23 protein-coding genes are annotated in these 24,520 nt (G+C 68.5%); 12 read left to right on the top strand and 11 right to left on the bottom strand.

Features of this window, described 5'->3' with window-relative positions; all coding sequences use genetic code 11:
* Positions 1 to 33: 33 nt before the first annotated feature.
* Positions 34 to 1,440, bottom strand: coding sequence for an aspartate ammonia-lyase (gene aspA / locus WS49_RS04680; RefSeq protein WP_059524910.1), 1,407 nt, complete (start codon positions 1,438 to 1,440; stop codon positions 34 to 36).
* 154 nt (positions 1,441 to 1,594) lie between these two features.
* Between aspA and WS49_RS04675 the strand changes: the two genes are divergently transcribed.
* The gene (locus tag WS49_RS04675) at positions 1,595 to 2,569 is read left to right on the top strand and encodes a LysR family transcriptional regulator (protein WP_059524908.1); all 975 of its coding nucleotides are present in this window, start codon (positions 1,595 to 1,597) and stop codon (positions 2,567 to 2,569) included.
* An 81-nt stretch (positions 2,570 to 2,650) separates the two neighbouring features.
* On the opposite strand, the gene WS49_RS04670 is transcribed toward WS49_RS04675, so the two are convergent.
* The 4 genes from WS49_RS04670 to WS49_RS04655 all read right to left on the bottom strand — a co-directional run bounded on the left by WS49_RS04670 (position 2,651) and on the right by WS49_RS04655 (position 6,642).
* A complete protein-coding gene (locus tag WS49_RS04670) occupies positions 2,651 to 3,715 on the bottom strand; it encodes an asparaginase (RefSeq protein ID WP_059524906.1) in 1,065 nt (354 codons plus the stop codon).
* 257 nt (positions 3,716 to 3,972) lie between these two features.
* Entirely contained in the window at positions 3,973 to 4,995 is a 1,023-nt protein-coding gene (locus WS49_RS04665; RefSeq protein WP_059524904.1) for a DUF2891 domain-containing protein, read from the bottom strand.
* A gap of 10 nt (positions 4,996 to 5,005) precedes the next feature.
* Complete coding sequence (locus tag WS49_RS04660) at positions 5,006 to 5,956, bottom strand: DUF979 domain-containing protein (RefSeq protein WP_059524902.1); 951 nt, start codon at positions 5,954 to 5,956, stop codon at positions 5,006 to 5,008.
* Positions 5,953 to 6,642 (bottom strand): DUF969 domain-containing protein, encoded by a 690-nt coding sequence (locus WS49_RS04655; RefSeq protein ID WP_059524900.1) that lies wholly within the window; start codon positions 6,640 to 6,642, stop codon positions 5,953 to 5,955. The genes WS49_RS04660 and WS49_RS04655 overlap by 4 nt, the downstream gene beginning before the upstream one ends.
* 344 nt (positions 6,643 to 6,986) lie before the next feature.
* Here WS49_RS04655 and WS49_RS04650 point away from each other — a divergent pair, with 344 nt between their 5' ends.
* The 4 genes from WS49_RS04650 (at position 6,987) to WS49_RS04640 (ending at position 9,774) form a co-directional block, all read left to right on the top strand.
* Positions 6,987 to 7,211 (top strand): hypothetical protein, encoded by a 225-nt coding sequence (locus tag WS49_RS04650; RefSeq protein ID WP_039357299.1) that lies wholly within the window; start codon positions 6,987 to 6,989, stop codon positions 7,209 to 7,211.
* Between the two features lie 133 nt (positions 7,212 to 7,344).
* Positions 7,345 to 7,608, top strand: coding sequence for a hypothetical protein (locus WS49_RS34820; RefSeq protein ID WP_156441344.1), 264 nt, complete (start codon positions 7,345 to 7,347; stop codon positions 7,606 to 7,608).
* The gene (locus WS49_RS04645) at positions 7,605 to 8,609 is read left to right on the top strand and encodes a chemotaxis response regulator protein-glutamate methylesterase (RefSeq protein ID WP_059524898.1); all 1,005 of its coding nucleotides are present in this window, start codon (positions 7,605 to 7,607) and stop codon (positions 8,607 to 8,609) included. The genes WS49_RS34820 and WS49_RS04645 overlap by 4 nt, the downstream gene beginning before the upstream one ends.
* A gap of 55 nt (positions 8,610 to 8,664) precedes the next feature.
* Positions 8,665 to 9,774 (top strand): diguanylate cyclase domain-containing protein, encoded by a 1,110-nt coding sequence (locus WS49_RS04640; protein ID WP_059524897.1) that lies wholly within the window; start codon positions 8,665 to 8,667, stop codon positions 9,772 to 9,774.
* 4 nt (positions 9,775 to 9,778) lie between these two features.
* Here the strand turns inward: WS49_RS04640 and WS49_RS04635 are convergent, their stop codons facing one another.
* Together WS49_RS04635 and WS49_RS04630 are read right to left on the bottom strand one after the other, a co-directional pair.
* Positions 9,779 to 12,031: a putative bifunctional diguanylate cyclase/phosphodiesterase gene (locus tag WS49_RS04635; protein WP_059524895.1), complete on the bottom strand. Its 2,253-nt coding sequence runs from the start codon at positions 12,029 to 12,031 to the stop codon at positions 9,779 to 9,781.
* A gap of 244 nt (positions 12,032 to 12,275) precedes the next feature.
* Positions 12,276 to 13,169 carry a LysR substrate-binding domain-containing protein gene (locus WS49_RS04630; protein ID WP_059524893.1) on the bottom strand — a complete coding sequence of 298 codons (894 nt, stop codon included), beginning with the start codon at positions 13,167 to 13,169 and terminating at the stop codon, positions 12,276 to 12,278.
* A gap of 234 nt (positions 13,170 to 13,403) precedes the next feature.
* On the opposite strand from WS49_RS04630, the gene WS49_RS04625 reads away from it, so the two are divergent.
* Positions 13,404 to 14,042 carry a hydrolase gene (locus WS49_RS04625; protein ID WP_059524891.1) on the top strand — a complete coding sequence of 213 codons (639 nt, stop codon included), beginning with the start codon at positions 13,404 to 13,406 and terminating at the stop codon, positions 14,040 to 14,042.
* A gap of 199 nt (positions 14,043 to 14,241) precedes the next feature.
* Positions 14,242 to 14,964: a haloacid dehalogenase type II gene (locus WS49_RS04620; protein ID WP_059524889.1), complete on the top strand. Its 723-nt coding sequence runs from the start codon at positions 14,242 to 14,244 to the stop codon at positions 14,962 to 14,964.
* A 123-nt stretch (positions 14,965 to 15,087) separates the two neighbouring features.
* On the opposite strand, the gene WS49_RS04615 is transcribed toward WS49_RS04620, so the two are convergent.
* Positions 15,088 to 16,041 carry a LysR family transcriptional regulator gene (locus WS49_RS04615; RefSeq protein WP_059524887.1) on the bottom strand — a complete coding sequence of 318 codons (954 nt, stop codon included), beginning with the start codon at positions 16,039 to 16,041 and terminating at the stop codon, positions 15,088 to 15,090.
* Positions 16,042 to 16,197: 156 nt separating this feature from the next.
* Between WS49_RS04615 and WS49_RS04610 the strand changes: the two genes are divergently transcribed.
* From WS49_RS04610 to mmsB, 3 genes are all read left to right on the top strand, one after another.
* Positions 16,198 to 17,517 carry an MFS transporter gene (locus tag WS49_RS04610; protein WP_059524885.1) on the top strand — a complete coding sequence of 440 codons (1,320 nt, stop codon included), beginning with the start codon at positions 16,198 to 16,200 and terminating at the stop codon, positions 17,515 to 17,517.
* 122 nt (positions 17,518 to 17,639) lie between these two features.
* Complete coding sequence (locus WS49_RS04605) at positions 17,640 to 19,166, top strand: CoA-acylating methylmalonate-semialdehyde dehydrogenase (RefSeq protein WP_059524883.1); 1,527 nt, start codon at positions 17,640 to 17,642, stop codon at positions 19,164 to 19,166.
* A gap of 64 nt (positions 19,167 to 19,230) precedes the next feature.
* Positions 19,231 to 20,121: a 3-hydroxyisobutyrate dehydrogenase gene (gene mmsB, locus WS49_RS04600; RefSeq protein WP_059524881.1), complete on the top strand. Its 891-nt coding sequence runs from the start codon at positions 19,231 to 19,233 to the stop codon at positions 20,119 to 20,121.
* 118 nt (positions 20,122 to 20,239) lie between these two features.
* Here mmsB and WS49_RS04595 read toward each other — a convergent pair whose 3' ends face one another.
* Positions 20,240 to 20,572, bottom strand: coding sequence for a hypothetical protein (locus tag WS49_RS04595; protein WP_059524879.1), 333 nt, complete (start codon positions 20,570 to 20,572; stop codon positions 20,240 to 20,242).
* A 350-nt stretch (positions 20,573 to 20,922) separates the two neighbouring features.
* Between WS49_RS04595 and WS49_RS04590 the strand changes: the two genes are divergently transcribed.
* Complete coding sequence (locus WS49_RS04590) at positions 20,923 to 21,687, top strand: DUF4397 domain-containing protein (protein ID WP_059524878.1); 765 nt, start codon at positions 20,923 to 20,925, stop codon at positions 21,685 to 21,687.
* A gap of 51 nt (positions 21,688 to 21,738) precedes the next feature.
* Here WS49_RS04590 and WS49_RS04585 read toward each other — a convergent pair whose 3' ends face one another.
* Together WS49_RS04585 and WS49_RS04580 are read right to left on the bottom strand one after the other, a co-directional pair.
* Positions 21,739 to 22,287 carry a DUF3005 domain-containing protein gene (locus WS49_RS04585; RefSeq protein ID WP_059524877.1) on the bottom strand — a complete coding sequence of 183 codons (549 nt, stop codon included), beginning with the start codon at positions 22,285 to 22,287 and terminating at the stop codon, positions 21,739 to 21,741.
* Between the two features lie 194 nt (positions 22,288 to 22,481).
* On the bottom strand, positions 22,482 to 22,736 hold the full coding sequence (locus WS49_RS04580; protein WP_059524876.1) for a hypothetical protein: 255 nt from the start codon (positions 22,734 to 22,736) through the stop codon (positions 22,482 to 22,484).
* A gap of 236 nt (positions 22,737 to 22,972) precedes the next feature.
* Here WS49_RS04580 and WS49_RS04575 point away from each other — a divergent pair, with 236 nt between their 5' ends.
* The gene (locus tag WS49_RS04575) at positions 22,973 to 24,505 is read left to right on the top strand and encodes an NCS1 family nucleobase:cation symporter-1 (protein WP_082721904.1); all 1,533 of its coding nucleotides are present in this window, start codon (positions 22,973 to 22,975) and stop codon (positions 24,503 to 24,505) included.
* Positions 24,506 to 24,520 lie beyond the last annotated feature (15 nt).

The raw sequence follows: 24,520 nt of genomic DNA, 5'->3' as shown, positions 1-24,520 counted from the left end.
CCGGCGGCATGCGCCGGCGCCGCGCGGCCGGAATCAGTACGCGCGCGGACGGATCAGCGCTTCGGGCTGCAGCGCTTCGTCCAGTTGCGCGGCGGTCATCAGCTGGCGATCGAGCACGACTTCGCGGATCGACTTGCCGCTCGCGTGGGCCTCGGCGGCCACGGCCGTCGCGCGCTTGTAGCCGATGTACGGGTTCAGCGCGGTCGCGAGCGCGACCGACCGCTCCATCGTTTCGCGCAACCGCTCGGGGTTCGCGGTGATTCCGCTCACGCAGCGGTCCGCGAGCGTCGTGCAGGCCGCCGTCAGGTGGCCGAAGCTGCGGAACAGCGCGCTCGCGATCACCGGCTCGAACGCGTTGAGCTGAAGCTGGCCGGCCTCGGCGGCGAACGTCACCGTGAGGTCGTTGCCGAATACTTCGAATGCGACCTGGTTCACGACTTCCGGAATCACCGGGTTCACCTTGCCCGGCATGATCGACGAGCCGGCCTGCACCGGCGGCAGGTTGATCTCGCCGAAGCCGGCGCGCGGGCCGCTCGACAGCAGCCGCAGGTCGTTGCAGATCTTCGACAGCTTGACCGCGATCCGCTTCAGCACGCCGGAAACCTGCACGAACGCGCCGCAGTCCTGCGTCGCTTCGATCAGGTTCGGCGCGGTGCTCAGGTCCAGGCCGGTGATGCGTCGCAGCGCGGCCAGCGCCTTCTGCGCGTACTCCGGATGCGCGGTGATGCCGGTGCCGATCGCGGTCGCGCCGAGATTGATCTCGCGCATCAGCAAGCCGGCTTCCTGCAGGCGCGCGATGTCTTCCGTCACCATCACCGCGTAGGTCGAGAATTCCTGGCCGAGCGTCATCGGCACGGCGTCCTGCAGCTGCGTGCGGCCGAGCTTCAACAGATCCGAGAACGCGTCGGCCTTCTCCGCGAACGCATCGCGCAGGCGCGCCATCGCGTCGAGCAGATGCTCGACCGCGAAGCAGGTCGCGATCCGGATCGCGGTCGGATAGACGTCGTTCGTGCTCTGCGCGAGATTGACGTGCTCGTTGGGATGGAGGTATTCGTACTGCCCGCGTGCATGCCCCATGATTTCGAGCGCGCGGTTGCAGATCACCTCGTTGGCGTTCATGTTGGTCGACGTGCCGGCCCCGCCCTGGATGATGTCCACCACGAACTGATCGTGCAGCCGGCCCTCGCGGATCTCGACACAGGCGGCGGCGATCGCGTCGCGATACGCGTCCGGCAGCAGCCCGAGCTCGCAGTTCGCATCGGCAGCGGCTTCCTTCACCGCCGCGAGCGCCATGACGAGGTACGGCAGCGACGCGATCGTGCGCCCCGATATGTCGAAGTTCTCCTTCGCGCGCAGCGTATGGACGCCGTAGTACGCCGAATCCGGAATGCTTCGTTTCCCTAAAAGATCCGCCTCGACGCGGAAGCCGCTTTCCGTCATGGTGCCCCTCCTGAATTGTCTCTGCCGACGTGGGAAACCGGCTGCGTTCACCGCTTCCCCGTACGACGGGATCGCATTCTATGCCTTTGCATAAAGAACCTCGCTTCTGTATTATCGAAAGCGGTTTTGCGTGGGATGCAACAGCGAGAGACGAATGAAAACAACGGCGAGAGACACCGGCATCGATCACCTCGGCGCGATGCGCGCGTTCGTGCGGGTCGTCGAAATGGGAAGTTTTTCCGCGGTCGCGAAGGAGATGCGCGTGTCGACGTCGACGGTCGCGCGCAAGATCACGGCGATCGAGGACGCCCTCGGCGTCGCGCTGCTGCATCGCTCGACGCACAGCGTGACGCTGACCGAGGCCGGCCACATCTACCTGGAACGCGCGGTCACGCTGATCGCCGATCTCGACGACACGCTGCGCGTCGTCGCCGAGCTCAATTCGCAGCCGAGCGGCCCGCTGAAGCTCACCGCGCCGGTCGCGTTCGGCCGCCGCCATCTCGCGCCGCTGATCGCGCCGTTTCTCGCGCGCTATCCGACGATCCAGCTCGACGTGCGGCTCACCGACAACCACAACGACCTCGTCGCCGGCGGCTTCGACCTCGACATTCACGAAGGCGAGAACTACCTGGACAACCTGGTCGTGCACCGGCTGTCGCGCAACGACAGCATCCTGTGCGCGACGCCCGGCTACCTCGACCGCTGCGGGCGCCCCGCGACGCCGGACGACCTGCTGCATCACAACTGCCTGCGCTACGTGCATCCGGAGGGCGATCCGCGCTGGGAGCTCGTGCGCGGCGATGCACGGCACAGCGTGCTGCCGGCCGGCAACCTCGTCACCGACCATTCGGAACTGCAGCTGGACGCGACCTGCGCGGGCCTCGGCATCGCCGAATTCGAGATCTGGCTGGTGCGCGACCTGCTCGCGAGCGGCCGGCTCGAAGCCGTGCTGCCGCGCTACCGGCTGCAGAACAAGCTCACGGGCGACTACATCTACATCGCGTATCTGGCGAACCGGCGCAGCTCGGCAAAGTTGCGCGTGCTGAAGGACTTCCTCGCGGAGCATCTCGCGCACATCGGCGAGCTGTCGGAAGTCGAGCTGACGAAGATTCGCGACGCGGGCGCGTAGCGGCGGCCGTCGCGCCGGCCGGCAAGCCAGCGCCGACGCCGCATGCACCTTCGGCACGCGGCATCGGCACGACAGCCGCCATCAGGCCGGCTGCAATTCGAACGGGAACGTCGCGTGCCCGATCTCGACGCCCTGCGTGTTCAGCATCCGCGGCCGGTGGAACGCGGCGAGCCGCGCGCGCTGCGCGTCCGTGCCGATCCGCAGCCGTTCGAGCAGTTCGCTGACCATCATGTACAGCACGTCGATGTTGCCGTCCTCGATCTTCACCGAGAGGCCGAGCGCGCCGTCGGCGCCGAGTTCCCGCGTGCGCGCCGATGCGCGTACGCCGATCCCGTAGCACGCGTCCGCGCCGAGCTTGCCGACGACCTGCCCGTCGAAGGCCTCCATCAGCACCGTGCAGTAGCGCCCTTCTCCGGCGACCAGCTCGGGATGGGCCGTCATCGCATGGTGAATGCGCGCCAGCGCGCGCACGCGATCGGTCGTCGCCGCGCCGCCGGCTTCAACCGTATCCGCACCGTCTGCCAGCGATGCATAAAGACGCGCGAGGCGGTCGAGCGGGAACGCCGGCGTCGGCAGGTTGCAGCCGTCGATCGCCCAGTCGACCTCGTCGTCGGGCAGGCCGCACGCATCGGCGACCACGTGCTTCACGCGCATCTGCATCGGATGCACCGGCAGATGGTAGTCGGCGATCGCGGCGCCGATCGCCCGCGCGCCGGCCAGCATCCCGACGTGCTTGCCCGAGCAGTTGCTGCACACGCCGGTCGGCGTGTAGTCGCGCTTGATCCACGACCGGTACACCGCGTCCGACAGCGGCGCATGGCCGCCGCACCGCAAATCCGACTCCTGCGCGTCGACCTTCGCCAGCATCGCCCGCGTGCGCGCGATGTGCCGCTCCTCGCTGCTGTGCGACGCGCACATCAGCGCGATGTCCGCTTCGTCGAAACCGAAACGCTCCGGCGCGCCCGTCTCGATCACGGACAGCGCCTGGGCCGGCTTCGCCGCCGAGCGCGCGAGCGTCATCCGGAACGGATCGCCGAGCCGGAACAGCAGCTTGCCGCCGGCATCCACCACCGCCACATCGGCGACGTGCGTGTTCTCGATCGCATTGCCGCGGTACGTCACGACCGCTGCGCGTTGGGTGTCCATCTGTGCTGTCTCCTTCGTCGGGGCCTGATATGCCGGGGCCCGTGCAACCGGTACGGCAGTGTATCGACTCTGCCGCCGGGTCGAGCCGGGCGCCCCGTGGAAAGCGGTATTGCGCCGGACGCAAAGCCGTCACGCCCGCCGGGCTCGAACGCGGGCCTCGGCGGCGGCGCCGCTCCCATCACCGCGACGAACCAGGATCTCGCGCCCGAGCGCTAGCGCAACATCGAGCTCGGCTTCGCAGGTACCCGACGCCGCGACTACGCGTCCAGCGCCAGCAGCGCGAACGTCGCGAGCCAGTGCTCGCCCATGTAGTCGCCGGCCACGTGCGCGAGCGCGCTCGCGAGGTGCCGGTCGGCCGCATCGCGCAGCTTCGCGCGCCGCGCATCGCCTTCCGGCAGCGCGCCGGCGAGCGAGCGCTGGCACCACGCGCGGCTCAGATTCAATCCGTCCAGATGCGCGATCTTGCCGTCGCTGCGGTCGCTGACCGTCGCCGGCTCGAACAGCGTCGCCGGCTCGCCGCGCGCGAGATCGGGCAGGAAACGCGCGAACCAGCCGTCGAATTCGGCGGCCGGCAGCACGCGCCGCATCAGCTCCGCCTCCATCAGCGCGGGCGACAGGAACTCGTCGCCCGACGGCTCCCACGCCTGGCACGCGACATCGTTCAGGTGCCAGCGTTTCGCCGTTTCGACGATCAGCGCCGCGAGCCCGTCGCGCTGCGTCGCGCGCGCGAAGTCGAGCGCGAGCGCCAGCGCGAACGCGGTGTTGAAGTGCGTGCCGACCCGCAGCGGATAGGTGGCCTTCGGCAGGAAGGTCTCGAAACGCGCGACGAACAGGTCGGCGAGCGGCGCGAGCGTCTTCGCCCAGCGCGCGGCCTGCGGCACCACGCCCTTCAGCGCGAGCCGCTCCAGCTGCGCGGACAGCGCCAGCAGCCACGCCCATCCGTAAGGCCGCTCGAAGCCGCTGTTGTGCGGCAGCGCCAGATACGCGCGTTCGCCGGCGACGTTCGCGTCGGTGAAGTGCGCGTCGACGACGGCGATGATCCGCTCGGCCTCCGGCAGCGCCGGATAGCGTTCGAGCACGCTCAGCACGAGCCAGTAGCCGTGCACGCACGAATGCCAGTCGTAGCTGCCGTAGAAGATCGGATGCAGCGCGCGCGGCCCCTGCACGTCGTGCGGGCCTTCGAGCGAATGCGTGAGCTTGTTCGGATATTCGCGGGTCAGGTGCGCGAGCGCGAGCGACGCGAATTTCGATGCGAGTTCGGGGGTCAGCCGGTCGGTCATGGGCACCTCGTCAGAAGCGGAATACGAACGCGTACATCAGCAGCGTGTTGACGGCCAGCAGCAGCACGGCGGTCGGCCACTGCGCCTTGATCACGCCGTTCTTGTCCTTCAGTTCGAGCAGCGCGGCCGGCACGATGTTGAAGTTCGCGGCCATCGGCGTCATCAGCGTACCGCAGAAGCCGCTCAGCATCCCGATCGCGCCGAGGATCGCCGGGTTGCCGTGAAATTGATGGACGATCAGCGGCAGGCCGATGCCGGCCGTCATCACGGGGAACGCGGCGAATCCGTTGCCCATGATCATCGTGAACAGCGCCATGCCGACCGTATAGGCGGCGACGACTGCGAACGGCGAATCGATCGGCACCCACTCCCTCACGAGCCCCGACACCACGCCACCGACGCCCGCGACCGCGAACAGCGCGCCGAGCGCCGCGAGCATCTGCGGCAGGATCGCGGCCCAGCCGACCGCGTCCATCGTGTGACGCGCCTCCTTCAGCGCGTGAACGGGCGAATCGCGCAGCATCGCGAGCGCGACGGCGAACGCGACGAGCGTGCCGAGCACGAGCGAGATCAGCGTCACGCTCTTCGGATCGACGAACGGCACCCGTTTCAGCGCGAACGTGCCGATCAGCGTGACGATGGGAATCAGCAACGCCGGCAGGAACAGCCGATTGCCGAAGCGCAGCGCCTTCGCGTCGCGCCGCGCGCCCGCCGCTTCGCTGGATTCGTCCGACTTGCCGCGTCCGAGCTTGCCCGAGCCCGCGATCAGCGCGAGCGCGATCGCGAGGCAGCCCGTCAGGAAGTGCGGCAGCCGCGCGCCGAACAGGAACGTGAGCGCGTAGATCGCCCAGAACGCGAAGTTGACGACGCGGCGCGGGTTCGTGCGGTCCGTCAGGTTGAAGCACGCGAACGCGCCGAACATCAGGCCGGCGAGCGTGTACAGCGGTTCGAGGCCGATCATCGCGCGCCCTCCCGCCCGAATGCGCCGAAGCTGCGCGACAGCCGGTGATCGAGCAGCGCGAGCCGCGTGCAGTGGATCAGCAGCGCGGCGATCGCCGTCGGGATCGCCCAGACCGACAGGCGCAGCGGCTCGACCACGATCCCGTTCTGTTCGAGGAAGCCCTTGATCAGCAGGATCGACTGGATCGCGATGAAGATGTCCTCGCCGAAGAACACGGCGACATTGTCGGCGGCCGACGCATGCGCGCGGATCTGCTGGCGCACGGATTCAGGCAGGTCGCCGAGCCGGCTGACGGCCGCGGCCTCGGCCATCGGCGCGATCAGCGGCCGCACCATCTGCGCGTGGCCGCCGAGCGACGTGAGGCCGAGCGCGGCCGTCACCTGGCGCAGCACGAAATACAGCATCAGCACGCGGCCGGTGGTCGCCGCGTGCACGCGCGAGATCATCCGCTTCGCCTGCTCCTTGAGCCCGTTGCGTTCGAGCAGCGCGATCACCGGCAGCGTCAGCCAGATCAACCCCATGTAGCGGTTGTCGGTGAACGCCTTGCCGAATGCGCTGACGATGTCGACGAGATTCATCCCGCCCGCCAGCCCCGTCGCGAGGCCCGCGATCGTCACCACCAGCAGCGCGTTGAAGCGCAGCGCGAAACCGATCACGACGATCGGCACCCCAATCAGCACCAGCATTGCCCCTCCTTGCGATGGATTCGCGGCGCCGTGAAGGCGCGCCGCCCGCCCGGTTTCGACCGGGTTCAGGCGGCAAAATCTAACACGAGACTTTATCGATAAAAAGTCGACAATTTGAAGCTTCGGGTAAACGTTGAAACCGATGCCACGTTGCACCGGCCGTGTGTCCGCCGTGTTTCGGCGGAACGAATCGCGGGCGGCGGCGGCGCCGGGCGGTGGCAACGCGCGCGGCAACGCACGATTCCGGCCGGCGTGCCGTTGACGGCCCGCGCCCCCGCCGCGCATGGCGGAGCGCCGGTGCGCCGACTACACTGGAAGGCATCGCAACGTTCGGGAGAGCCGCCATGATCGACGTATTCCAGACCATCGGCAGCCGCGCGTTCTCCGCTCATCTGGCGAAGGACGGGATGGTGACGCTGATGGAACAACGCCACGAAGTCGACCGCGTGACGCTCGCGACCGCCTATGCCGCGCTCGTCGAGGAATCGGAGCAGGAAGCCGATCTGCTCGACGCAACGGTCGAAGGGATGATGCGCGCGCTGATCCAGGGGTACGCCCGCAGCCATTGAACGACTGGACGCGCACCGCGCGCGGTGTGCCGGCCCGCGCGGCCGGCTCGCCGGTGCCTGCGCGTGCGCCCGTGCCGGGCGCCGCGCTTCGCGCCGTCACGAACGCGTCGACGACGGATTGCCGCGCTGCCGCATGATCCTGCACATCGCTGCCCGTATTCCCGGGCGGCAAAAAATGCCGTCTACCCATAGAGGAAAGGGTCGGAATCGACGCAATGCGCAATTTTTTCGATTGCCGCCGCTCGCGCCGCATGACAGCATTCGGGGCGTCGCCAGTCGAAAAGAATTTCGTGCCATCCGCCCGCCGATGCCGTTCGGCGGCGCCGGCCCGGCACTGCCTTTCATGAACCCGGCCCATATCCAACACTACGAACCGACCGGAGTATCCCGCTTGTGAACATCGGCATCGTCAACGACCTCCCGCTTGCCGTCGAGGCGATGCGCCGCGCGCTCGCGCACCGGCCCGAGCATCGCGTGCTGTGGGTCGCGACCGACGGCGCGCAAGCCGTCGAAATGTGCGCCGCGCAACCGCCCGACGTCGTGCTGATGGACCTGGTCATGCCGAAGTTCGACGGCATCGAGGCGACGCGGCGGATCATGCGCTCCAGCCGCCCGTGCGCGATCCTGATCGTGACGAGCTGCATCGGTGCGAACGCGTGGCGCGTGTTCGAAGCGATGGGCGCCGGCGCGCTCGACGCGGTCGACACGCCACGCCTCGGCGAAGGCGCGGGCGGCGACACCGCGCGGCTGCTGCTCGCGAAGATCGACCAGATCGGCCGGCTGCTCGACGCGCCCGGCGGCGTCCGCGCGGCCGGCACGGCCTCGCGCGCGAGCGGCGGCCCGCTGATCGCGATCGGCGCGTCCGCCGGCGGCCCCGGCGCGCTCGCGTCGATCCTCGGCAGCCTGCCGGCCGACTTCAGCGCGCCGATCGTGATCGTCCAGCACGTCGATCGCGCGTTCGCGGAAGGGATGGCGCAATGGCTCGACGGCCAGACGCCGCTGACCGTGCGCGTCGCGCACGAAGGCGACCGCCCTCAGCCCGGCGTCGCGCTGCTCGCGGCGACCGACGATCACCTGCGCGTCACGCGCACCGGCACGCTCGAATACACGCGCGAACCGGCCGCCACGCCGTACCGGCCGTCGGTCGACGTATTCTTCAACAGCCTGACCGAGCACTGGCCGGGACGCGTGATCGGCGTGCTGCTGACCGGCATGGGACGCGACGGCGCGATCGGCCTGAAGGCACTGCGCATGAAGGGCTGTCATACGATCGCGCAGGACGAGGCGACCAGCGCCGTCTACGGCATGCCGAAGGCGGCCGCGACGCTCGGCGCCGCGCGCGCGATCCTGCCGCTCGAGCGCATCGCGGGCGAGCTGGTGGCGCTCGCGCGAATCTGAACCCGATGAAACCCTGTCACACCCATCGCTACCATGGCGCAACCCTGCATCGATCATGACTAGCGACTTCACCCGCCCGCCCGGCGGGCTGCATGCGGCGTTCGACGCCGCGCACGCGGCGCCCACGCCGCACGCCGACGCGCCCGCGATGGTCCTGCTGGTCGACGACCAGACGATCGTCGCGGAAGCCATCCGACGCGCGCTCGTCGACGAGGACGGCATCGACTTCCACTACTGCCCGCGCTCGGACGACGCGCTGGCGACCGCGATCGAGACGCGGCCGACCGTGATCCTGCAGGATCTCGTGATGCCCGGCACCGACGGGCTGAGCCTCGTGAAGGCGTACCGTGCGAATCCGGCGACGCGCGACGTGCCGATCATCGTGCTGTCGACGCAGGAAGAGCCGGTGATCAAGAGCGCCGCGTTCGCGGCCGGCGCGAACGACTACCTCGTGAAATTGCCGGACCGCATCGAGCTGATCGCGCGGATCCGCTATCACTCGCGCTCGTACATGAACCTGCTGCAGCGGGACGAGGCCTATCGCGCGCTGCGGCAATCGCAGCAGCAACTGCTGGAGGCCAATCTCGAACTGCGGCGCCTGACGCATTCGGACGGCCTGACCGGGCTGTCGAACCGCCGCTATCTCGACGAATATCTGGCCGCCGAATGGCGGCGCGGCACGCGCGAGCGCAGCGAGCTGTCGCTGCTGATGATCGACGTCGACAACTTCAAGCTGTACAACGACACGTACGGCCACGTGTCGGGCGACGGCGTGCTCAAGCAGGTCGCGGCCACCATCGAACGCTGTCTCGGGCAATCCGGCGATCTCGCCGCGCGCTTCGGCGGCGAGGAGTTCGCGGTCGTGATGCCGGCCACGTCGCCGGGCGCCGCGCGGCTGCTCGGCGAGAAGATCCGCCTCGCGGTCGAGTCGTTGCGGCTCGAGCACGCGCACTCGTCGACGGGGCGCTACGTGACGATCAGCATCGGCGGCGCGAGCATCGTGCCGGCCGCCGGCCTGCCGACGACGTCGCTGATCGAGGCGGCCGATCGCGCGCTGTACCGCGCGAAGCACGACGGCAAGAATCGCGTCGAGATCGATGCGCCGCCCGCACCGCCGGCACCCACTGCCCCGCCTGCGTCGCCGGACGGCGGCGGTCTCGCGTGAACGCCTAGACGGCGACGAGCCGGCGCGCGTAGTCGGCCGGGTCGAGCGGCCGGCCGAACAGGTAACCCTGCTGCATGTCGCAGCCGATCTGCTGCAGGAACCACGACTGCGCCTCGGTCTCGACGCCTTCCGCGGTGACCTTCATCCCGAGCGAATGCGCCATCGCGACGACGGCCTGCGTGATCGCGACCGAGTCGCGATGATCGGGCACGCCCGACACGAACGAACGGTCGACCTTCAGGTTGTGCAGCGGAAAACGCTTCAGGTACGCGAGCGACGAATAACCGGTGCCGAAGTCGTCGACCGAGATCCGCACGTTCATGTCCGTGAGCGCCTCGAGCATCGGCAGCACGGTGTCCGTGTCGTTCATCAGCAGTCCTTCGGTAATTTCCAGTTCGAGCGCGCCCGGATCGAGCCGCGTCTGTTCGAGGCAGCGGTCGACCGACTCGACGAGCCCCTCGTGGAACTGCCGCGGCGACAGGTTGACCGCCAGCATCAGGTCGGGGGCGATCGTGCGACGCCATTCGGCGGCTTGCCGGCAGGCCGTTTCGAGCACCCACTGGCCGATCGCGACGATGAGCCCGGTATCTTCCGCGACCGGGATGAATTCCGCCGGCGACATCGGCCCGAGCTCGGGGCTCGTCCAGCGCAGCAGCGCTTCGGCGCCGACCGTGCGGCCGCTGCGCGCGTCGACGACCGGCTGATAGGCGAGCCGCAGCGCATCCGAAGCGATCGCGCGCCGCAGCGACTGCTCGATCGCGAAGCGGCGCTGCAGGCGCAGGTTCAACTGCGCGGTAAAGAACGTGAAGTGGTTGCGGCCGCGCTGCTTCGCGTCGTACATCGCGGAGTCGGCGTTGCGCATCAGCGTGACCGCATCGTCGCCGTCGCGCGGCGCGACGCTGATCCCGATCGACACGCCGAGCCAGTACTCGTTGTTCGCGATCGCGAACGGCTTCGCGATCGTGTCGATCACCTCGCGCGCGAGCACGGCGAGCGCGTCGGGATCGTCGCAGTCGTCGACGAGGATCACGAACTCGTCGCCGCCGACGCGCGTGAGCGCGTGGCGCCCGCCCGCGCACGCCGCGAGGCGCGCCGCGACGCTGCGCAGCAGCGCGTCGCCGGCGTCGTGCCCGGCCGTGTCGTTGACCTTCTTGAAGCCGACGAGATCGATGAACAGGACCGCGACACGCGCGGGCCCGGCCGCCGCATCGCGCGCGCCGAACAGCTCGCGCATCCGGTCGGAAAGCCAGCGCCGGTTGTAGAGGCCCGTCAGCGCGTCGCGCGTCGCCAGGTAGCGCAACTGCTGCTGCGCTTCGCGCACGGGGCCGATGTCGTGAAACGACACGAGCACCGATTCGGGTTGCGTCTCGCCCGGCTTCACGATCGGCACCGCGTTGCCGCGCACCCAGATGACGTCGCCGTCGGCGAGCCCGAAGCCGACCGAGTAGTCGAGCTGCGGCGTGGCCGTGGTCAGCGCGCGCCGGCTCGGCCAGTCGTCTGGCGCGATCGGCGTGCCGTCCTCGTACAGCTTGTACAGGATCACCGTCGACAGCCGGCGGCCGACGAGGTCGCCCTTCGCGCGCATCATCCGGTTCGCGCTCGGATTGCTCGCGACCACCACGCCGTCGGGCGACACGACGAGAATCCCTTCGTTCAGGCTGTTGACGACCAGGCGGTGATGCTCCTCGCTGCGCACGAGCTGCCGCGCGATCCAGTCCTGGTGCACCGCGAGGCCGACGCTGTTGCCGATGTCGCGCAACAGGTCGGTTTCCGCGTCGGTGGGCCGGCGCGGCGTCCGGTGATAGACCGCGAACGCGCCGAGCACGGTGCCCGCTTCGTCCAGAAACGGCACCGACCAGCACGCGCGCAGGCCGAACGGCAACGCGAACGAACGAAAGTCGGCCCACAGCGGATCGGTTTCGATGTCGTCGACGGCGACCATCCGGCGCTCGTACATCGCCGTGCCGCACGAGCCCGCGGCGGGCCCGATCGACGCCCCGTCGATCGCCGCGCTGTACTGCGCGGGAAGCGACGGCGCGGCGCCGACGCGCACGTGCACGCCGTCCGCGTCGAGCAGCAGGATCGTGCACGAGGCGCCGTCGCCGAGCAGCGCCTCGGCGCGCCGGCAAACCTCGACGAGCAGTTCCGGCAGCGGTGTGTTGCGCGTGATCAGCCTCAGCACGCTCTGCTCGGATGCGAGCACTTCGGCTGCGAGGCCGAGGCTGTAGCGAGAACTTTGCGGTTCGGTATTCGACATGAATCCTGCCGTCAGTTCGACCGGGTCTGATGCGCCCGATTCGTTAGCGATGCTTCGTGCCGTTTTCCGCACCGGGATGACGTCGTGCCCCCGGTGCGTCCCCATTCGGGTGCGCCCCTGATGCGCACCAAAATACATTTAATACCAATCCGTGCAGCCCTGCGCGTCCCTGCGCATCAGGGGTTACGCGTGGTCGCGGCCGGCCTGTCGCCGGAACCCGATTCGTCTGATTATTACGCCGCCGTCAGTCCTTGCGGATATGTTCGGCGAGGAAGTCGATCAGCAGCCGCACGCGCGGCAGGAGCCCGCGCCGCGACGGAAACACCGCGTGAATCACGCCACCCTTCGGCGCCCACCCCGGCAGCACGTCGATCAGCGTGCCGTCGCGCAGGGCGTCCTCGACGACCATGCACGGCAGCTGCACGATGCCGACGCCGTGCATCGCCGCATCGCGCAACGCGTGCATGTCGTCGGAGATGTAGCGCGGGTGATGGCGCAGTTGCGCCTGCTCGCCGTGCGGCCCGACCAGCTGCCACGCATGATGCCGCGCCGGCCCCCAGTCGAGGCTCGGCTCGCCGGCCAGATCGGCCGGTTCGGTCGGCACGGCGCGCCCGTTCAGCCACTGCGGCGCGGCCACCAGCCGCTGCGGGCTGTCGCCGAGAATCCGCATCACGAGGTCGCTGTCCTCCAGCGGCGGGAAGCGCACGCGCAGCGCCAGGTCGAAGCCTTCGCTCAACAGGTCGACGCGGCGGTTCGTCGCCTCGAGATGCACGTGCACCGCCGGATGGATCGCCATGAAGCGCGCGATGAGCTCGCTCACGCGATATTCGAGCAGCGCGGTCGGGCAGCTTACGCGGACGATCCCGCGCGGCACCGCGTGCCGGCGCTCGATCACCTCGCGCGCCGCGTCGGCTTCGACCAGCACCGCGAGGCAGCGCTCGTAGAATTCGCGGCCGGTTTCCGTGACCGTGAAATGACGCGTCGTCCGCTGCAGCAGCCGCACGTCATATTGCGCTTCCAGCGCGGCGATGCGCCGGCTCAGCGTCGACTTCGGGACATTCAGCGCCCGCCCCGCCTGCGTGAATCCGCCGTGCTCGACCACCTTCACGAAATAGTAGAGGTCGTTCAGGTCATCCATGATTGTTCCACCCATAGAACACTGACGGCATTTTAAGGGGCTGGAAACGCGGTTGTTGCACGACTAGCATCTTTATTCGATGACCAAGCCGGCAGCATTCGCCCGCCGTGCAACCGCATCGGACGCCTGCGACGGCACGGGCGTACCGCCGCGACGACGATCCCGACGCCGCGGTCGACCTGCCCTGGACCGTCGGGATTTCTCTCACTTCCTGCTCTGTCTCTGGAGGCAACCATGGCAAGCGAACCGATTCGCGATCCCGCGAATGACCACCTGCTCACCCCGCAGAACGCGGCGTTCATCGTCATCGATTACCAGCCGGTCCAGGTGAACTCCATCGCGTCGATGGATCGCCAGTTGCTGATCAACAACATCGTCGGCGCATCGAAGGCCGCGGTCACGTACAACCTGCCGATCGTCCACTCGACCGTCAACGTGAAGACCGGCCTGAACAAGCCGCCGATCCCGCAGTTGCGCGCCGCGCTCGAAGGTTATCCGACCTACGACCGCACCAGCATCAACTCGTGGGAAGACGTCGAGTTCCGCAAGGCCGTCGAGGCCACCGGCCGCAAGAAACTGATCATGACGGCGCTGTGGACCGAGGCATGCCTGACCTTCCCGGCACTCGACGCGCTGAAGGCCGGCTATGAAGTCTATGTGGTCGTCGACGCCGTCGGCGGCACGTCGGTCGCCGCGCACGAAGCCGCGCTGCGTCGCATCGAGCAGGCCGGCGGCCAGATGATCAGCGTCGCGCAGTTGTTCTGCGAACTGCAGCGCGACTGGGCGCGCAGCGAAACCGTTCCCGCGTTCATGAAACTGTTCATCGAAACCGGCGGCACCGCAGGCATCCAGTTCGCATACGACAAGAGCTGATTCCGGCGCGAACCCGACACGCATCGCAGCCGCACGCGCGCGTTGCGTGACTTGACCCGCCCGCGCCGGTCGGCCCGGGCGGGCGACGACACGGCCAGCCGCGTTCGCGGATACGTGCTTCAATGTCGTTCGAACCGGCGTCGCGCGTTGTCACCACGCCGCGCATCGCGCCTCCCTCGACCGACCTTCACGGAATCCCATGACGAACCCTGCCGACATCAAGGCGCTCGTTTTCGACGTGTTCGGAACGATCGTCGACTGGAGAAACGGCGTCGCGCGCGAAGCCGCCACGTTCCTGGCGCGCCATGCGCCGGATCGCGATCCGTTCGAATTCGCCGATACATGGCGTCGCGAATATGCGCCGTCGATGGAGGAAATCCGCAGCGGGCGCAGGCGCTACGTGCGGCTCGACGTGCTGCATCGCGAGAACCTCGTGCGCACGCTCGACCGCTACGGGATCGACGGCGTGCCCGACGCGGAGATCGACGCGCTCAACCTCGCGTGGCACCGGCTCGATCCATGGCCCGATTCCGTCGCGGCGCTACAGCGGCTGAAACGGCGCTACATCATCGCGCCGCTGTCGAACGGCAACATCCGGCTGATGATCGACGTCGCGAAACACGGCGGCCTGCCGTGGGACGCGATTCTCGGCGCCGAAGTCGCGCACGCGTACAAGCCGTCGCCGAAGGTCTACACCGAAGCGGTCGAGATTCTCGGCGTCGAGCCGGCCGAGGTTTGCCTGGTCGCCGCGCACAACGGCGATCTGGCCGCCGCGCGGCAACTGGGGCTCGCGACCGCGTTCGTGCTGCGGCCGACCGAACACGGGCCGAACCAGACGTCGGATCTGAAAGCCGACGGCGCGTGGGATTTCGACGTCAAGAACCTGCACGAACTCGCGGACCGGCTCGGCTGTCCGGGTTGACGCACGGCCGCGTGCCCGGAAGGCGATCACGACATGAACGCACGGGTCGTCACCGCGGCCCGGTTGCGTTCGTCCTCGTCGCCGATCGACACGGGACGGATCGCCCGTGACGCACCGCCGCGCTCAATCGCCGACGAATCGCAACTGCTCCGACTCCCCCATCAGCAATGCCCGGTTCGCGTCCGCCGCCGCGCGCAGGTAATCCCATAGCGCCGTCACGCGGCGCAGCTTGCGCAGGTCCTCGCGACACGTCAGCCAGAAGCACCGCGTGACCACCACGTCGTCCGGCAGCACCGGCACCAGCGCCGGCTGCGTGGCCGCCATGAAGCACGGCAGGATCGCGAGCGCGCCGCCCTGCAGCGCCGCGAACACCTGCGCGATCACGCTCGTCGTGCGCAATCCGGCGGTCGCGCCGGGCACCGCGCGCTCCAGATACAGCAGCTCGCTGCTGAACGCGAGATCGTCGACGTAGCTGATGAACGCATGCCGCGCGAGATCGTCGGTGCACGTGATCGGCGCGTGGCTCGCCAGATAGTCGCGCGTCGCGTAGAGCCGCAACTGGTAATCGCACAGCTTCGTGACCACGTAAGGCCCGCGTTCGGGCCGCTCGAGCGTGATCGCCAGATCGGCCTCGCGCTTCGGCAGGTTGACGAAATGCGGGACCGGCAGCAGATCGACCGTCACGTGCGGATGCGCGACGCGAAACCGCGCCAGCTGCGGCGCGAGGAAAAAGCAGCCGAACCCTTCGGTCGATCCGATCCGCACGTGGCCCGACAGCGCCTCGCCGGTATTGGCGACCTGGTCGCACGCGGACTGCACGGTCGTCTCCATCGCGTCCGCGTACGCGACGAGCCGCTGCCCCTCGGCCGTCAGCGTGAAGCCGCCGGAGCGCGACTTGTCGAACAGCAGCGTGCCCATCGCGGCCTCGAGCGCGCGAATGCGCCGCGCGACCGTCGTGTAGTCGACGCCGAGACGCTTCGCCGCCCCGCTCGCGCGCTGCGTGCGGGCGACTTCGAGGAAGAAGCGCAGGTCGTCCCAGTTCAGGTTGCCGGAAACCGGCTCGGTGGCATGTCGCATCGGCGGGAAAAAGGGCAGGAGTCTCCGGGCCGGCCGTCGATATGCATAAATGCACATCCAACCGGTTTTCTTGTCGGTACATCGTGGATCCGCGCATAACTATACTCGACCGTGACCTGCGGACCATGAGCCGCGGGCAATAAATACGGAGACACCATGCAGACGCGATCCACCCTCGATGAGCATGCCGCCGTCGCGACGCCGGCCCCCGCCCGCACCGCGAGGCACTACCTGCTGGCCGGCTGGGCCAGCATGGCCGGCACCACGATCGAGTGGTACGACTTTTTCCTCTACGGCACCGCCGCCGCGCTCGTGTTCAACCGCATCTTCTTCCCGTCGCTGGACCCCGTCGTCGGCACGCTCGCCGCGTTCGGCACGTTCGCGGTCGGCTTCATCGGGCGGCCGATGGGCGGCATCGTGTTCGGCCACTTCGGCGACCGCATCGGCCGCAAGTCGATGCTGATGATCACGCTGCTGCTGATGGGCGTGCCGAGCATGATCATCGGGCTGATCCCGTCGTACGACCGCATCGGCTACTGGGCCGCCGCCCTGCTGATCGCGATGCGCTTCCTGCAGGGGATGGCGGTCGGCGGCGAATGGGGCGGCGCGGTGCTGATGGCGGTCGAGCACGCGCCGAAGGGCCGCAAGGGGCTGTTCGGCAGCCTGCCGCAGACGGGCGTCGGGCTCGGGCTGATCCTGTCGTCGGTCGCCATGGCGGCGGTGGCCGCGCTGCCCGAAGCGGACATGCTGTCGTGGGGCTGGCGCGTGCCGTTCCTCGCGAGCATCGCGCTCGTCGGCCTCGGCTGGTTCATCCGCGCGAAGGTGCCCGAGTCGCCGGACTTCGAAAAGATGCAGCGCCAGGGCAAGGCCGAGAAGTCGCCGGTGACGGCCGCGCTGCGTCGCCACCCGCGCGAGGTGCTGACGATCGTCGGCGCGCGCGCCGCCGAGAACACGTGGTTCTACATGGTCGTCACGTTCGCGCTCGCCTACGCAACGCAGCAGCTGCATCTGCCGAAGGCCGACATGCTGCACGCGATCACGGCCGGCGCGGCGCTGTCGCTCGTCACGATGCCGCTGTGCGGGCATCTGAGCGACCGCATCGGCCAGCGCCGGATGTTCGCGATCGGCCTCGTGCTGATGTGCGCGTTCGCCGCGCCGTTCTTCATGATGCTCGGCACGCAGCAGACGTCGACCGCATGGTGGGCGATCGTGCTCGGCCTCGGCGTCGTGTTCCCGATTCTTTATGCACCGGAGTCGCTGCTGTTCGCGCAGCAGTTCCCGGCGGAGATCCGCTACAGCGGCATCTCGCTGTCGGTGCAGCTCGCCGGCGTGATCGGCGGCGGCTTCGCGCCGATGATCGCGACGTCGCTGCTCAAGGCCGATGGCGGCCAACCGCACTACGTGATCGCGTACCTCGTCGGCTTCGGCGTGTTCGCGCTCGCGTGCACCGCACTGATGCGTCCGGCACGGACGTAACGCATCGACGCACGCCGTCCCGTCCTTACCCGGTTTCCATTCGACCTGCCGTCCGCCGTGGCCGAACGCGCGACGGACGCAGGGCACCCATTTTCTTCGCACCACCGTTTCCGGAGAGTTCCATGAACGCCGCAGTTCCCCAGACCACCCTCGCCCTGCCCACCGCCAAGCTGCTGATCGACGGCGCGTTCGTCGATTCGCAAAGCGCCGAATGGGGCGACATCGTCAACCCCGCGACGCAGGAAGCGATCGGCCGCGTGCCGTACGCGACGCTCGACGAGGTCGATGCCGCGATCGCGTCCGCGCAGCGCGCGTTCCAGACCTGGAAGACGACGCCGATCGGCGCGCGGCTGCGCATCATGCTGAAGTTCCAGGACCTGGTGCGCCGCAATCTCGAACGGATCGCGCACACGCTGACGGCCGAGCAAGGCAAGACGCTGCCCGATGCGCAGGGCGACATCTTCCGCGGCCTCGAAGTGGTCGAGCACGCATGCTCGATCGGCACGCTGCAGCAGGGCGAGTTCGCGGAGAACGTCGCGGGCGGCGTCGACACCTACACGCTGCGCCAGCCGATCGGCGTGTGCGCGGGCATCACGCCGTTCAACTTCCCCGGCATGATCCCGCTGTGGATGTTCCCGATGGCGATCGTGTGCGGCAACACGTTCGTGCTGAAACCGTCCGAGCAGGACCCGCTGTCGACGATGCAGCTCGTCGAGCTCGCGATCGAGGCCGGCGTGCCGAAGGGCGTGCTGAACGTCGTGCACGGCGGCAAGACGGTGGTCGATCGCCTCTGCACGCACCCGGACATCAAGGCGATCTCGTTCGTCGGCTCGACGCGCGTCGGCACGCACGTGTACAACCTCGGCAGCCAGCACGGCAAGCGCGTGCAGTCGATGATGGGCGCGAAGAATCACGCGGTCGTGCTGCCGGATGCGCATCGCGAGCAGTCGATCAACGCGCTGGTCGGCGCGGGCTTCGGCGCGGCCGGCCAGCGCTGCATGGCGACGTCGGTCGTCGTGCTGGTCGGCAAGGCGCGCGACTGGCTGCCCGATCTGGTCGAGAAGGCGAAAGCGCTGAAGGTCAACGCCGGCGCGGAAGCCGGCACGGACGTCGGCCCGGTCGTGTCGAAGGCGGCGAAGGCGCGCATCCTGTCGCTGATCGACGCGGGCGTGAAGGAAGGCGCGACGCTGCTGCTCGACGGCCGCGACGTGAAGGTGCCCGGCTACGAGCACGGCAACTTCGTCGGCCCGACGATCTTCTCGGGCGTGACGACCGACATGTCGATCTACACGGAAGAAATCTTCGGGCCGGTGGTGGTCGTGCTCGAAGCCGACACGCTCGACGACGCGATCGCGCTCGTCAACGCGAACCCGATGGGCAACGGCGTCGGCCTCTTCACGCAGAGCGGCGCGGCCGCACGCAAGTTCCAGAGCGAAATCGACGTCGGCCAGGTCGGCATCAACATCCCGATCCCGGTGCCGGTCCCCTACTTCAGCTTCACGGGCTCGCGCGGCTCGAAGCTCGGCGATCTCGGCCCGTACGGCAAGCAGGTCGTGCAGTTCTACACGCAGACGAAGACGGTCACCGCGCGCTGGTTCGACGACGATGCGACGGCCGGCGGCGTGAACACGACGATCGCGTTGCGCTGAGCGCGAAGCATGGGACCGGACTAAGCGCTGAAGCGCTAAGTCCGGTCGACACAGGAGCCTGTACATGGAAATTGCATTCATCGGACTCGGCAACATGGGCGGCCCCATGGCCGCCAACCTGCTCAAGGCCGGCCACACGCTGACGGTATTCGACCTCGATGCGAACGCGGTCGACGCCGCCGTGCATGCGGGCGCGACGGCGGCCGCGTCGCCGCGTGACGCGGCCGCCCGCGCGTCGCTGGTAATCACGATGCTGCCGGCCGCGCAGCACGTGCGCGCGGTTTATCTCGGCGACGACGGCGTGCTGGCCGGCGCGCGCGCCGGCGCGACGTTCGTCGACTGCAGCACGATCGATCCGGACACCGTGCGCGCGCTGGCCAACGCCGCCGCGCAGCGCAACTTCCCGCTCGCCGATGCGCCGGTGTCGGGCGGCACCGGCGGCGCGCAGGCCGGCACGCTGACCTTCATGGTCGGCGCGGAAGGCGCGCTGTTCGAGCGCATCCGCCCGGTGCTGCTCGACATGGGGAAGAACGTCGTGCATTGCGGCGGCACGGGCACCGGGCAGATCGCGAAGATCTGCAACAACCTGCTGCTCGGGATCTCGATGATGGGCGTGTCGGAAGCAATGGCGCTCGGCGCCGCGCTCGGCATCGATCCGGCCGTGCTGGCCGGCATCATCAACACGTCGACCGGCCGCTGCTGGAGCTCGGACGCGTATAACCCGTACCCGGGCGTGAACGACGCGGCGCCCGCCGCGCGCGGCTACTCGGGCGGTTTCGCCGCGAACCTGATGCTGAAGGATCTCGGGCTCGCGACCGAGGCCGCGCGCAGCGCACGGCAGCCGGTGTGGATGGGCGCGCTCGCGCAGCAGCTTTATCAGTCGATGAGCCAGCAGGGGCTCGGCACGCTCGACTTCTCCGCGTGCGTGAAGCTGTACGAGGCGCAGCCCGCGTAACGCGGCCGACGGACGTGCGTCGACCCGCGATGCCCGTCAACGGCATCGCGGGTCGATTCACTTCCGGAGCAGCACGGGCGTGGCAGCCACGGCCACGGCCGCGCGGGCGACGCGGCGCTTATCCGCGCGGGTTCGACGCCGTCTCGAAGGTCGGATGGCACTCGAACGCGAGTTCCGAGCGCGCGTCGACGCGGCGGCCGCCGGTCACCGACTCCTGCTTCAGGCTCGCGCGCATGCCGCGCTGCGTGCAGTAGTTGGTCGCTTCGTTGACGGCTTTTTCATGGGCGTCGGCCCACGTCGTCGACACGCCGAGCGTGCGCGTCGTCACGGTGAAGACGTTCGGGTTCGACGTCGTGGTCACGTCGGAGGCGGTCGAACACGCGGCGAGCAAGCATGCAGCGGCCGCGATGGTCAACCCTCGCAGGGATCGAAAAGGTACTGGGATGGACATGGGGGGCAAGCGCACGTCGATTCGACGGCATTGAGCAACATAGGCGACAGTATGCCTGCCCGATTGCCGGAGATCATGCCCTTTTCGGTGAACACATTGTTTCGAATGGTTAAACGATGGGTGTCCGCGGCAAGATTTACGGGGCCGCGGCGCGCCCGGCGTTGCCGCCGCACCTCCGCCACACGGGCGCCCTCGCCCATTCCGTCGCGCGGGCACATCGCTTGCGACATCCATGCGCCCGCCGCCCCGGCGGACGGCAATTCCTTCCTTCAATCCGGCGCTGCGTACCGCGCGATGTCTCGCGCGGCGACACCGCATCGCAATCAGGTTCCCTGAATGAGAGGACGACAATGAAATCCATTCGAACAATAGCAGCCCTGTGCTCGGTCGTTTCCATGCTCGCGGCATGCGGCGGAGACGGCAACGACGTCGGCACCGAACTCGGCATCTCGAAACCGCAGGCGCGCTTCATCAACGCGGTGCCGGCCGGCCCGAATCTCGATTACTACCTGAATGCGAAGGTCGACGCATCGGGTGTCGCGTACAAGGGCGTCACCCGCTATCACGACATCGACTCGGGCACGCAGACCGTCAGCTACGACGTATCGGGAACGACCACGACCGTCGCGTCGCAGTCGTTCGGCGCGGCGAACGGCCATCACTACACCACGATCGCGTTGCCGAGCACGTCGTCGGCGATTTCGGTGATCGACGACCCGTTCGACAAGAAGCTGCTGTCCGACAAGGCGCGCGTGCGCAGCTTCAACGCGTCGCCGAACGCGCAGAACGTCGACGTGTACGTCGTGCCTCCAGGCACCGACATCAACGCGCAAAGCCCGACGCTGGCGGGCGCCGCGTATCAGAACGCCGTGCCGGCATCCGGGCAGGATTCGGTCTACCTGAACGGCGGCAGCTACCAGGTGATCGTCACGACGGCGGGCAGCAAGTCGCCGATCCTGAAGACCGCACCCGTGAGCATCAACAACAACGCCGACTGGCTGCTGGTGACGATTCCGTCGGGCGGCATCGGCGACGTGACGCCGAACGACGTCCACGTGCTCGTCGCGCAAGGCAACGATGCGGACACGTCCGCGCAGGAACTCGGCCCGCAGTAACGGCCATCGGCGGACCGCCGGCCGGCGGTCCGCCCCGCGTCCATCGATGCGTCAGTCGGTCCGCTCGAGGCGGATCACGTGCTCGGCCCGCGTGCCGTCGCCGTGCTCGACATCGACGTCGCCGACATAGCAGACGCGCCAGCCCGGCCGCGTCGCGATTTGCGGCATGTTGCCGCCCGGGCGGCTCTCGATCCCGCCGAGCCCTTCGTCGGGCGTGTCGACCGCGTCGTCGAGCGACGCGTTCGAATAAATCACGTTGTCGTGCCATTCGGTCGCGCCTGCACGGGCCTCCAGGCCCTTGCCGTCGACGTCGACCGTGTTGTCCGTCATCGCCATGTTGGCGTTGTCGAGCGTGACGATCCGGCCGGCCGCGCGACGCACGGGGTCGCCGCTGTCGACCGCATGCGCGTCGACGTCGATCGGCGGCAGGCCGGTCGGCGTTTTCGCCGCGACCGCCTCCGGCGTCAGCGGATGCTTCGCGACTTCGGCAGCCTGGGTCGCCGCATCCGGCATGTCGCCGGCCGCCGGCGTCTTCACCGGGCTCTTCCGGATCTGTTCCCGCTGCTGTTCCGGGGTTGGGTTCGATTCCGCGTTCTGCATCGCACCTCCTGTTCCCGACGGCGCGCGCCGGCATGACGCCGCCGGCGCCGCCCCGGGAATCGCTACAACGGTCCTTGCAAATCTTTCACGCGCAGCGCGCCGCCCGCGCACGTCCTGCGACGCACGTGCCGAGCGGAATGGCGTGACGGCGGCGCACGGGCGATCCGCCCGCGCACGCCGCCCGCTCCCGCCGATCAACCGCCGCTTGCGCCCGTCGGCGCGGATGCCGCGCCCGGCATGCTCGCCGCGCCGCCGGCCGTGCCGCTGCCCGGCATGCCCGACGGTGCGGTGGACGGCGCCGGCGCCATGCCGCCGGTGGCGCTCGTGTCCGAACTCGCGCCGGTGCCGGTGTCGCTCTTTTTCTGACAACCCGCACCCGCCGCCAGACCGGCGATCAGGATGCCGGCGAAGACGGCCCGCGATACGTGACGAATGGAATATCGCTGCATGACACCTCCGCTGATGTCGATGTGGATGGAGCCCTTCAATACGCAATTCGCGTGCCGCGCGGTCGATCCATCCCCATTCATTTTTCAAATGACGCCCAGCCGAATATTTAATTTCCCATCGCCGCGCCCGCCGCCCATACTCGCGAACAAATCCGAGACATAACGTCCACGGCGGCCGGCCCGCGCTGCGTGCACACGCTGCCGGTTCGCGCCCCGCACATGGAAGGAGACAAGGCGTGCAACTGGAAGCCATCCACCGCGCGGGCATCGTGCCCGGCGCGCACGACGCACTGCATCGAACCGATACGGCCGCGCGCGATCCCGCGTTGAGCCCGCGGCTGCACAACGCCGACCTCGCGCCGACCAAGGCCGAGGGCCGCACCTGGGGCCGCTACAGCATCTTTGCGCTCTGGACCAACGACGTGCACAACATCGCGAACTACTCGTTCGCGATCGGCCTGTTCGCGCTCGGCCTGTCGGGCTGGCAGATGCTCGCGTCGCTCGCGATCGGCGCCGTGCTCGTGTATTGCTTCATGAACCTCACCGGCTACATGGGCCAGAAGACCGGCGTGCCGTTCCCGGTGATCAGCCGGATGAGCTTCGGCATCTACGGCGCGCTCTTGCCCGCGATGATCCGCGCGGTGATCGCGATCGCATGGTTCGGAATCCAGACCTATCTCGCATCGGTCGTGCTGCGCGTGCTGCTCACCGCGATCTGGCCGGGCCTCGCCGCCTTCGACCACGATGCGATCCTCGGGCTGTCGACGCTCGGCTGGATCACGTTCGTCGCGATCTGGCTGGTTCAGATCGGCATCCTGACTTACGGCATGGAGATGGTCCGCAAGTACGAGGGGCTCGCCGGCCCGGTCATTCTCGTCACGACGCTGTCGCTCGCCGCGTGGATGTTCAGCCGCACCGGCGGCCATCTCGCGATGTCGATCGGCAAGCCGATGACCGGCCTGAAGATGTGGACCGAGGTGTTCGCGGGCGGCTCGCTGTGGCTCGCGATCTACGGCACGCTGGTGCTCAACTTCTGCGATTTCGCGCGCTCGTCGCCGAGTGCGAAGACGGTGCGGGTCGGCAACTTCTGGGGCCTGCCGGTGAACATCGTGGTGTTCGCGGCGATCAGCTTCGTGCTCGCGGGCGCGCAGTTCAAGCTGAACGGCCAGATCATCCACAGCCCGACGGAAATCATCGCGACGGTGCCGAACAAGCTGTTCCTCGTGCTCGGCTGCCTCGCGTTCCTGATCGTGACGGTCGCGGTGAACATCATGGCGAACTTCGTCGCACCGGCCTTCGTGCTGACGAGCCTCGCGCCGCACCGCCTGACGTTCCGCCGCGCGGGCCTGATCAGCGCGACGGTCGCGGTGCTGATCCTGCCGTGGAACCTGTACAACAGCCCGATCGTGATCGTCTACTTCCTGTCCGGCCTCGGCGCGCTGCTCGGCCCGCTGTACGGGATCATCACGGTCGACTACTGGCTCGTGCGCAAGCAGCGCGTGAACGTGCCGGATCTCTATACCGAAGCGCCGACCGGCGCCTATTTCCATACGCGCGGCGTGAACCGCAAGGCGCTGGCGGCCCTGGTGCCGTCCGCGCTGATCTCGATCGCGCTCGCCGTCGTGCCGGCCTTCGGCGCGATGACGCCGTTCTCCTGGCTGCTTGGCGCGGCCGTCGCGGGCGGCGTGTACTGGCTGACGGCCGATCGCAAACGGCAATACGAGGAGCGCTCGGGCGAACACATCGCGGTCGCCTGCGCCCGACACTGAACGCAGCATACGGAG

Source organism: Burkholderia sp. RF7-non_BP4, from assembly GCF_001521935.1.
GTDB lineage: Bacteria > Pseudomonadota > Gammaproteobacteria > Burkholderiales > Burkholderiaceae > Burkholderia > Burkholderia diffusa.
Note: the sequence above shows the minus strand (reverse complement) of the source record. Positions and strands in the feature narration are given on the sequence as shown.

Bases quoted from the DNA above. Each gene is read 5' to 3' on its own strand.
- aspA (WP_059524910.1), bottom strand. From the start codon at position 1,440: ATGACGGAAAGCGGCTTCCGCGTCGAGGCGGATCTTTTAGGGAAACGA.
- WS49_RS04675 (WP_059524908.1), top strand. From the start codon at position 1,595: ATGAAAACAACGGCGAGAGACACCGGCATCGATCACCTCGGCGCGATG.
- WS49_RS04670 (WP_059524906.1), bottom strand. From the start codon at position 3,715: ATGGACACCCAACGCGCAGCGGTCGTGACGTACCGCGGCAATGCGATC.
- WS49_RS04665 (WP_059524904.1), bottom strand. From the start codon at position 4,995: ATGACCGACCGGCTGACCCCCGAACTCGCATCGAAATTCGCGTCGCTC.
- WS49_RS04660 (WP_059524902.1), bottom strand. From the start codon at position 5,956: ATGATCGGCCTCGAACCGCTGTACACGCTCGCCGGCCTGATGTTCGGC.
- WS49_RS04655 (WP_059524900.1), bottom strand. From the start codon at position 6,642: ATGCTGGTGCTGATTGGGGTGCCGATCGTCGTGATCGGTTTCGCGCTG.
- WS49_RS04650 (WP_039357299.1), top strand. From the start codon at position 6,987: ATGATCGACGTATTCCAGACCATCGGCAGCCGCGCGTTCTCCGCTCAT.
- WS49_RS34820 (WP_156441344.1), top strand. From the start codon at position 7,345: ATGATCCTGCACATCGCTGCCCGTATTCCCGGGCGGCAAAAAATGCCG.
- WS49_RS04640 (WP_059524897.1), top strand. From the start codon at position 8,665: ATGACTAGCGACTTCACCCGCCCGCCCGGCGGGCTGCATGCGGCGTTC.
- WS49_RS04635 (WP_059524895.1), bottom strand. From the start codon at position 12,031: ATGTCGAATACCGAACCGCAAAGTTCTCGCTACAGCCTCGGCCTCGCA.
- WS49_RS04630 (WP_059524893.1), bottom strand. From the start codon at position 13,169: ATGGATGACCTGAACGACCTCTACTATTTCGTGAAGGTGGTCGAGCAC.
- WS49_RS04625 (WP_059524891.1), top strand. From the start codon at position 13,404: ATGGCAAGCGAACCGATTCGCGATCCCGCGAATGACCACCTGCTCACC.
- WS49_RS04620 (WP_059524889.1), top strand. From the start codon at position 14,242: ATGACGAACCCTGCCGACATCAAGGCGCTCGTTTTCGACGTGTTCGGA.
- WS49_RS04615 (WP_059524887.1), bottom strand. From the start codon at position 16,041: ATGCGACATGCCACCGAGCCGGTTTCCGGCAACCTGAACTGGGACGAC.
- WS49_RS04610 (WP_059524885.1), top strand. From the start codon at position 16,198: ATGCAGACGCGATCCACCCTCGATGAGCATGCCGCCGTCGCGACGCCG.
- WS49_RS04605 (WP_059524883.1), top strand. From the start codon at position 17,640: ATGAACGCCGCAGTTCCCCAGACCACCCTCGCCCTGCCCACCGCCAAG.
- mmsB (WP_059524881.1), top strand. From the start codon at position 19,231: ATGGAAATTGCATTCATCGGACTCGGCAACATGGGCGGCCCCATGGCC.
- WS49_RS04595 (WP_059524879.1), bottom strand. From the start codon at position 20,572: ATGTCCATCCCAGTACCTTTTCGATCCCTGCGAGGGTTGACCATCGCG.
- WS49_RS04590 (WP_059524878.1), top strand. From the start codon at position 20,923: ATGAAATCCATTCGAACAATAGCAGCCCTGTGCTCGGTCGTTTCCATG.
- WS49_RS04585 (WP_059524877.1), bottom strand. From the start codon at position 22,287: ATGCAGAACGCGGAATCGAACCCAACCCCGGAACAGCAGCGGGAACAG.
- WS49_RS04580 (WP_059524876.1), bottom strand. From the start codon at position 22,736: ATGCAGCGATATTCCATTCGTCACGTATCGCGGGCCGTCTTCGCCGGC.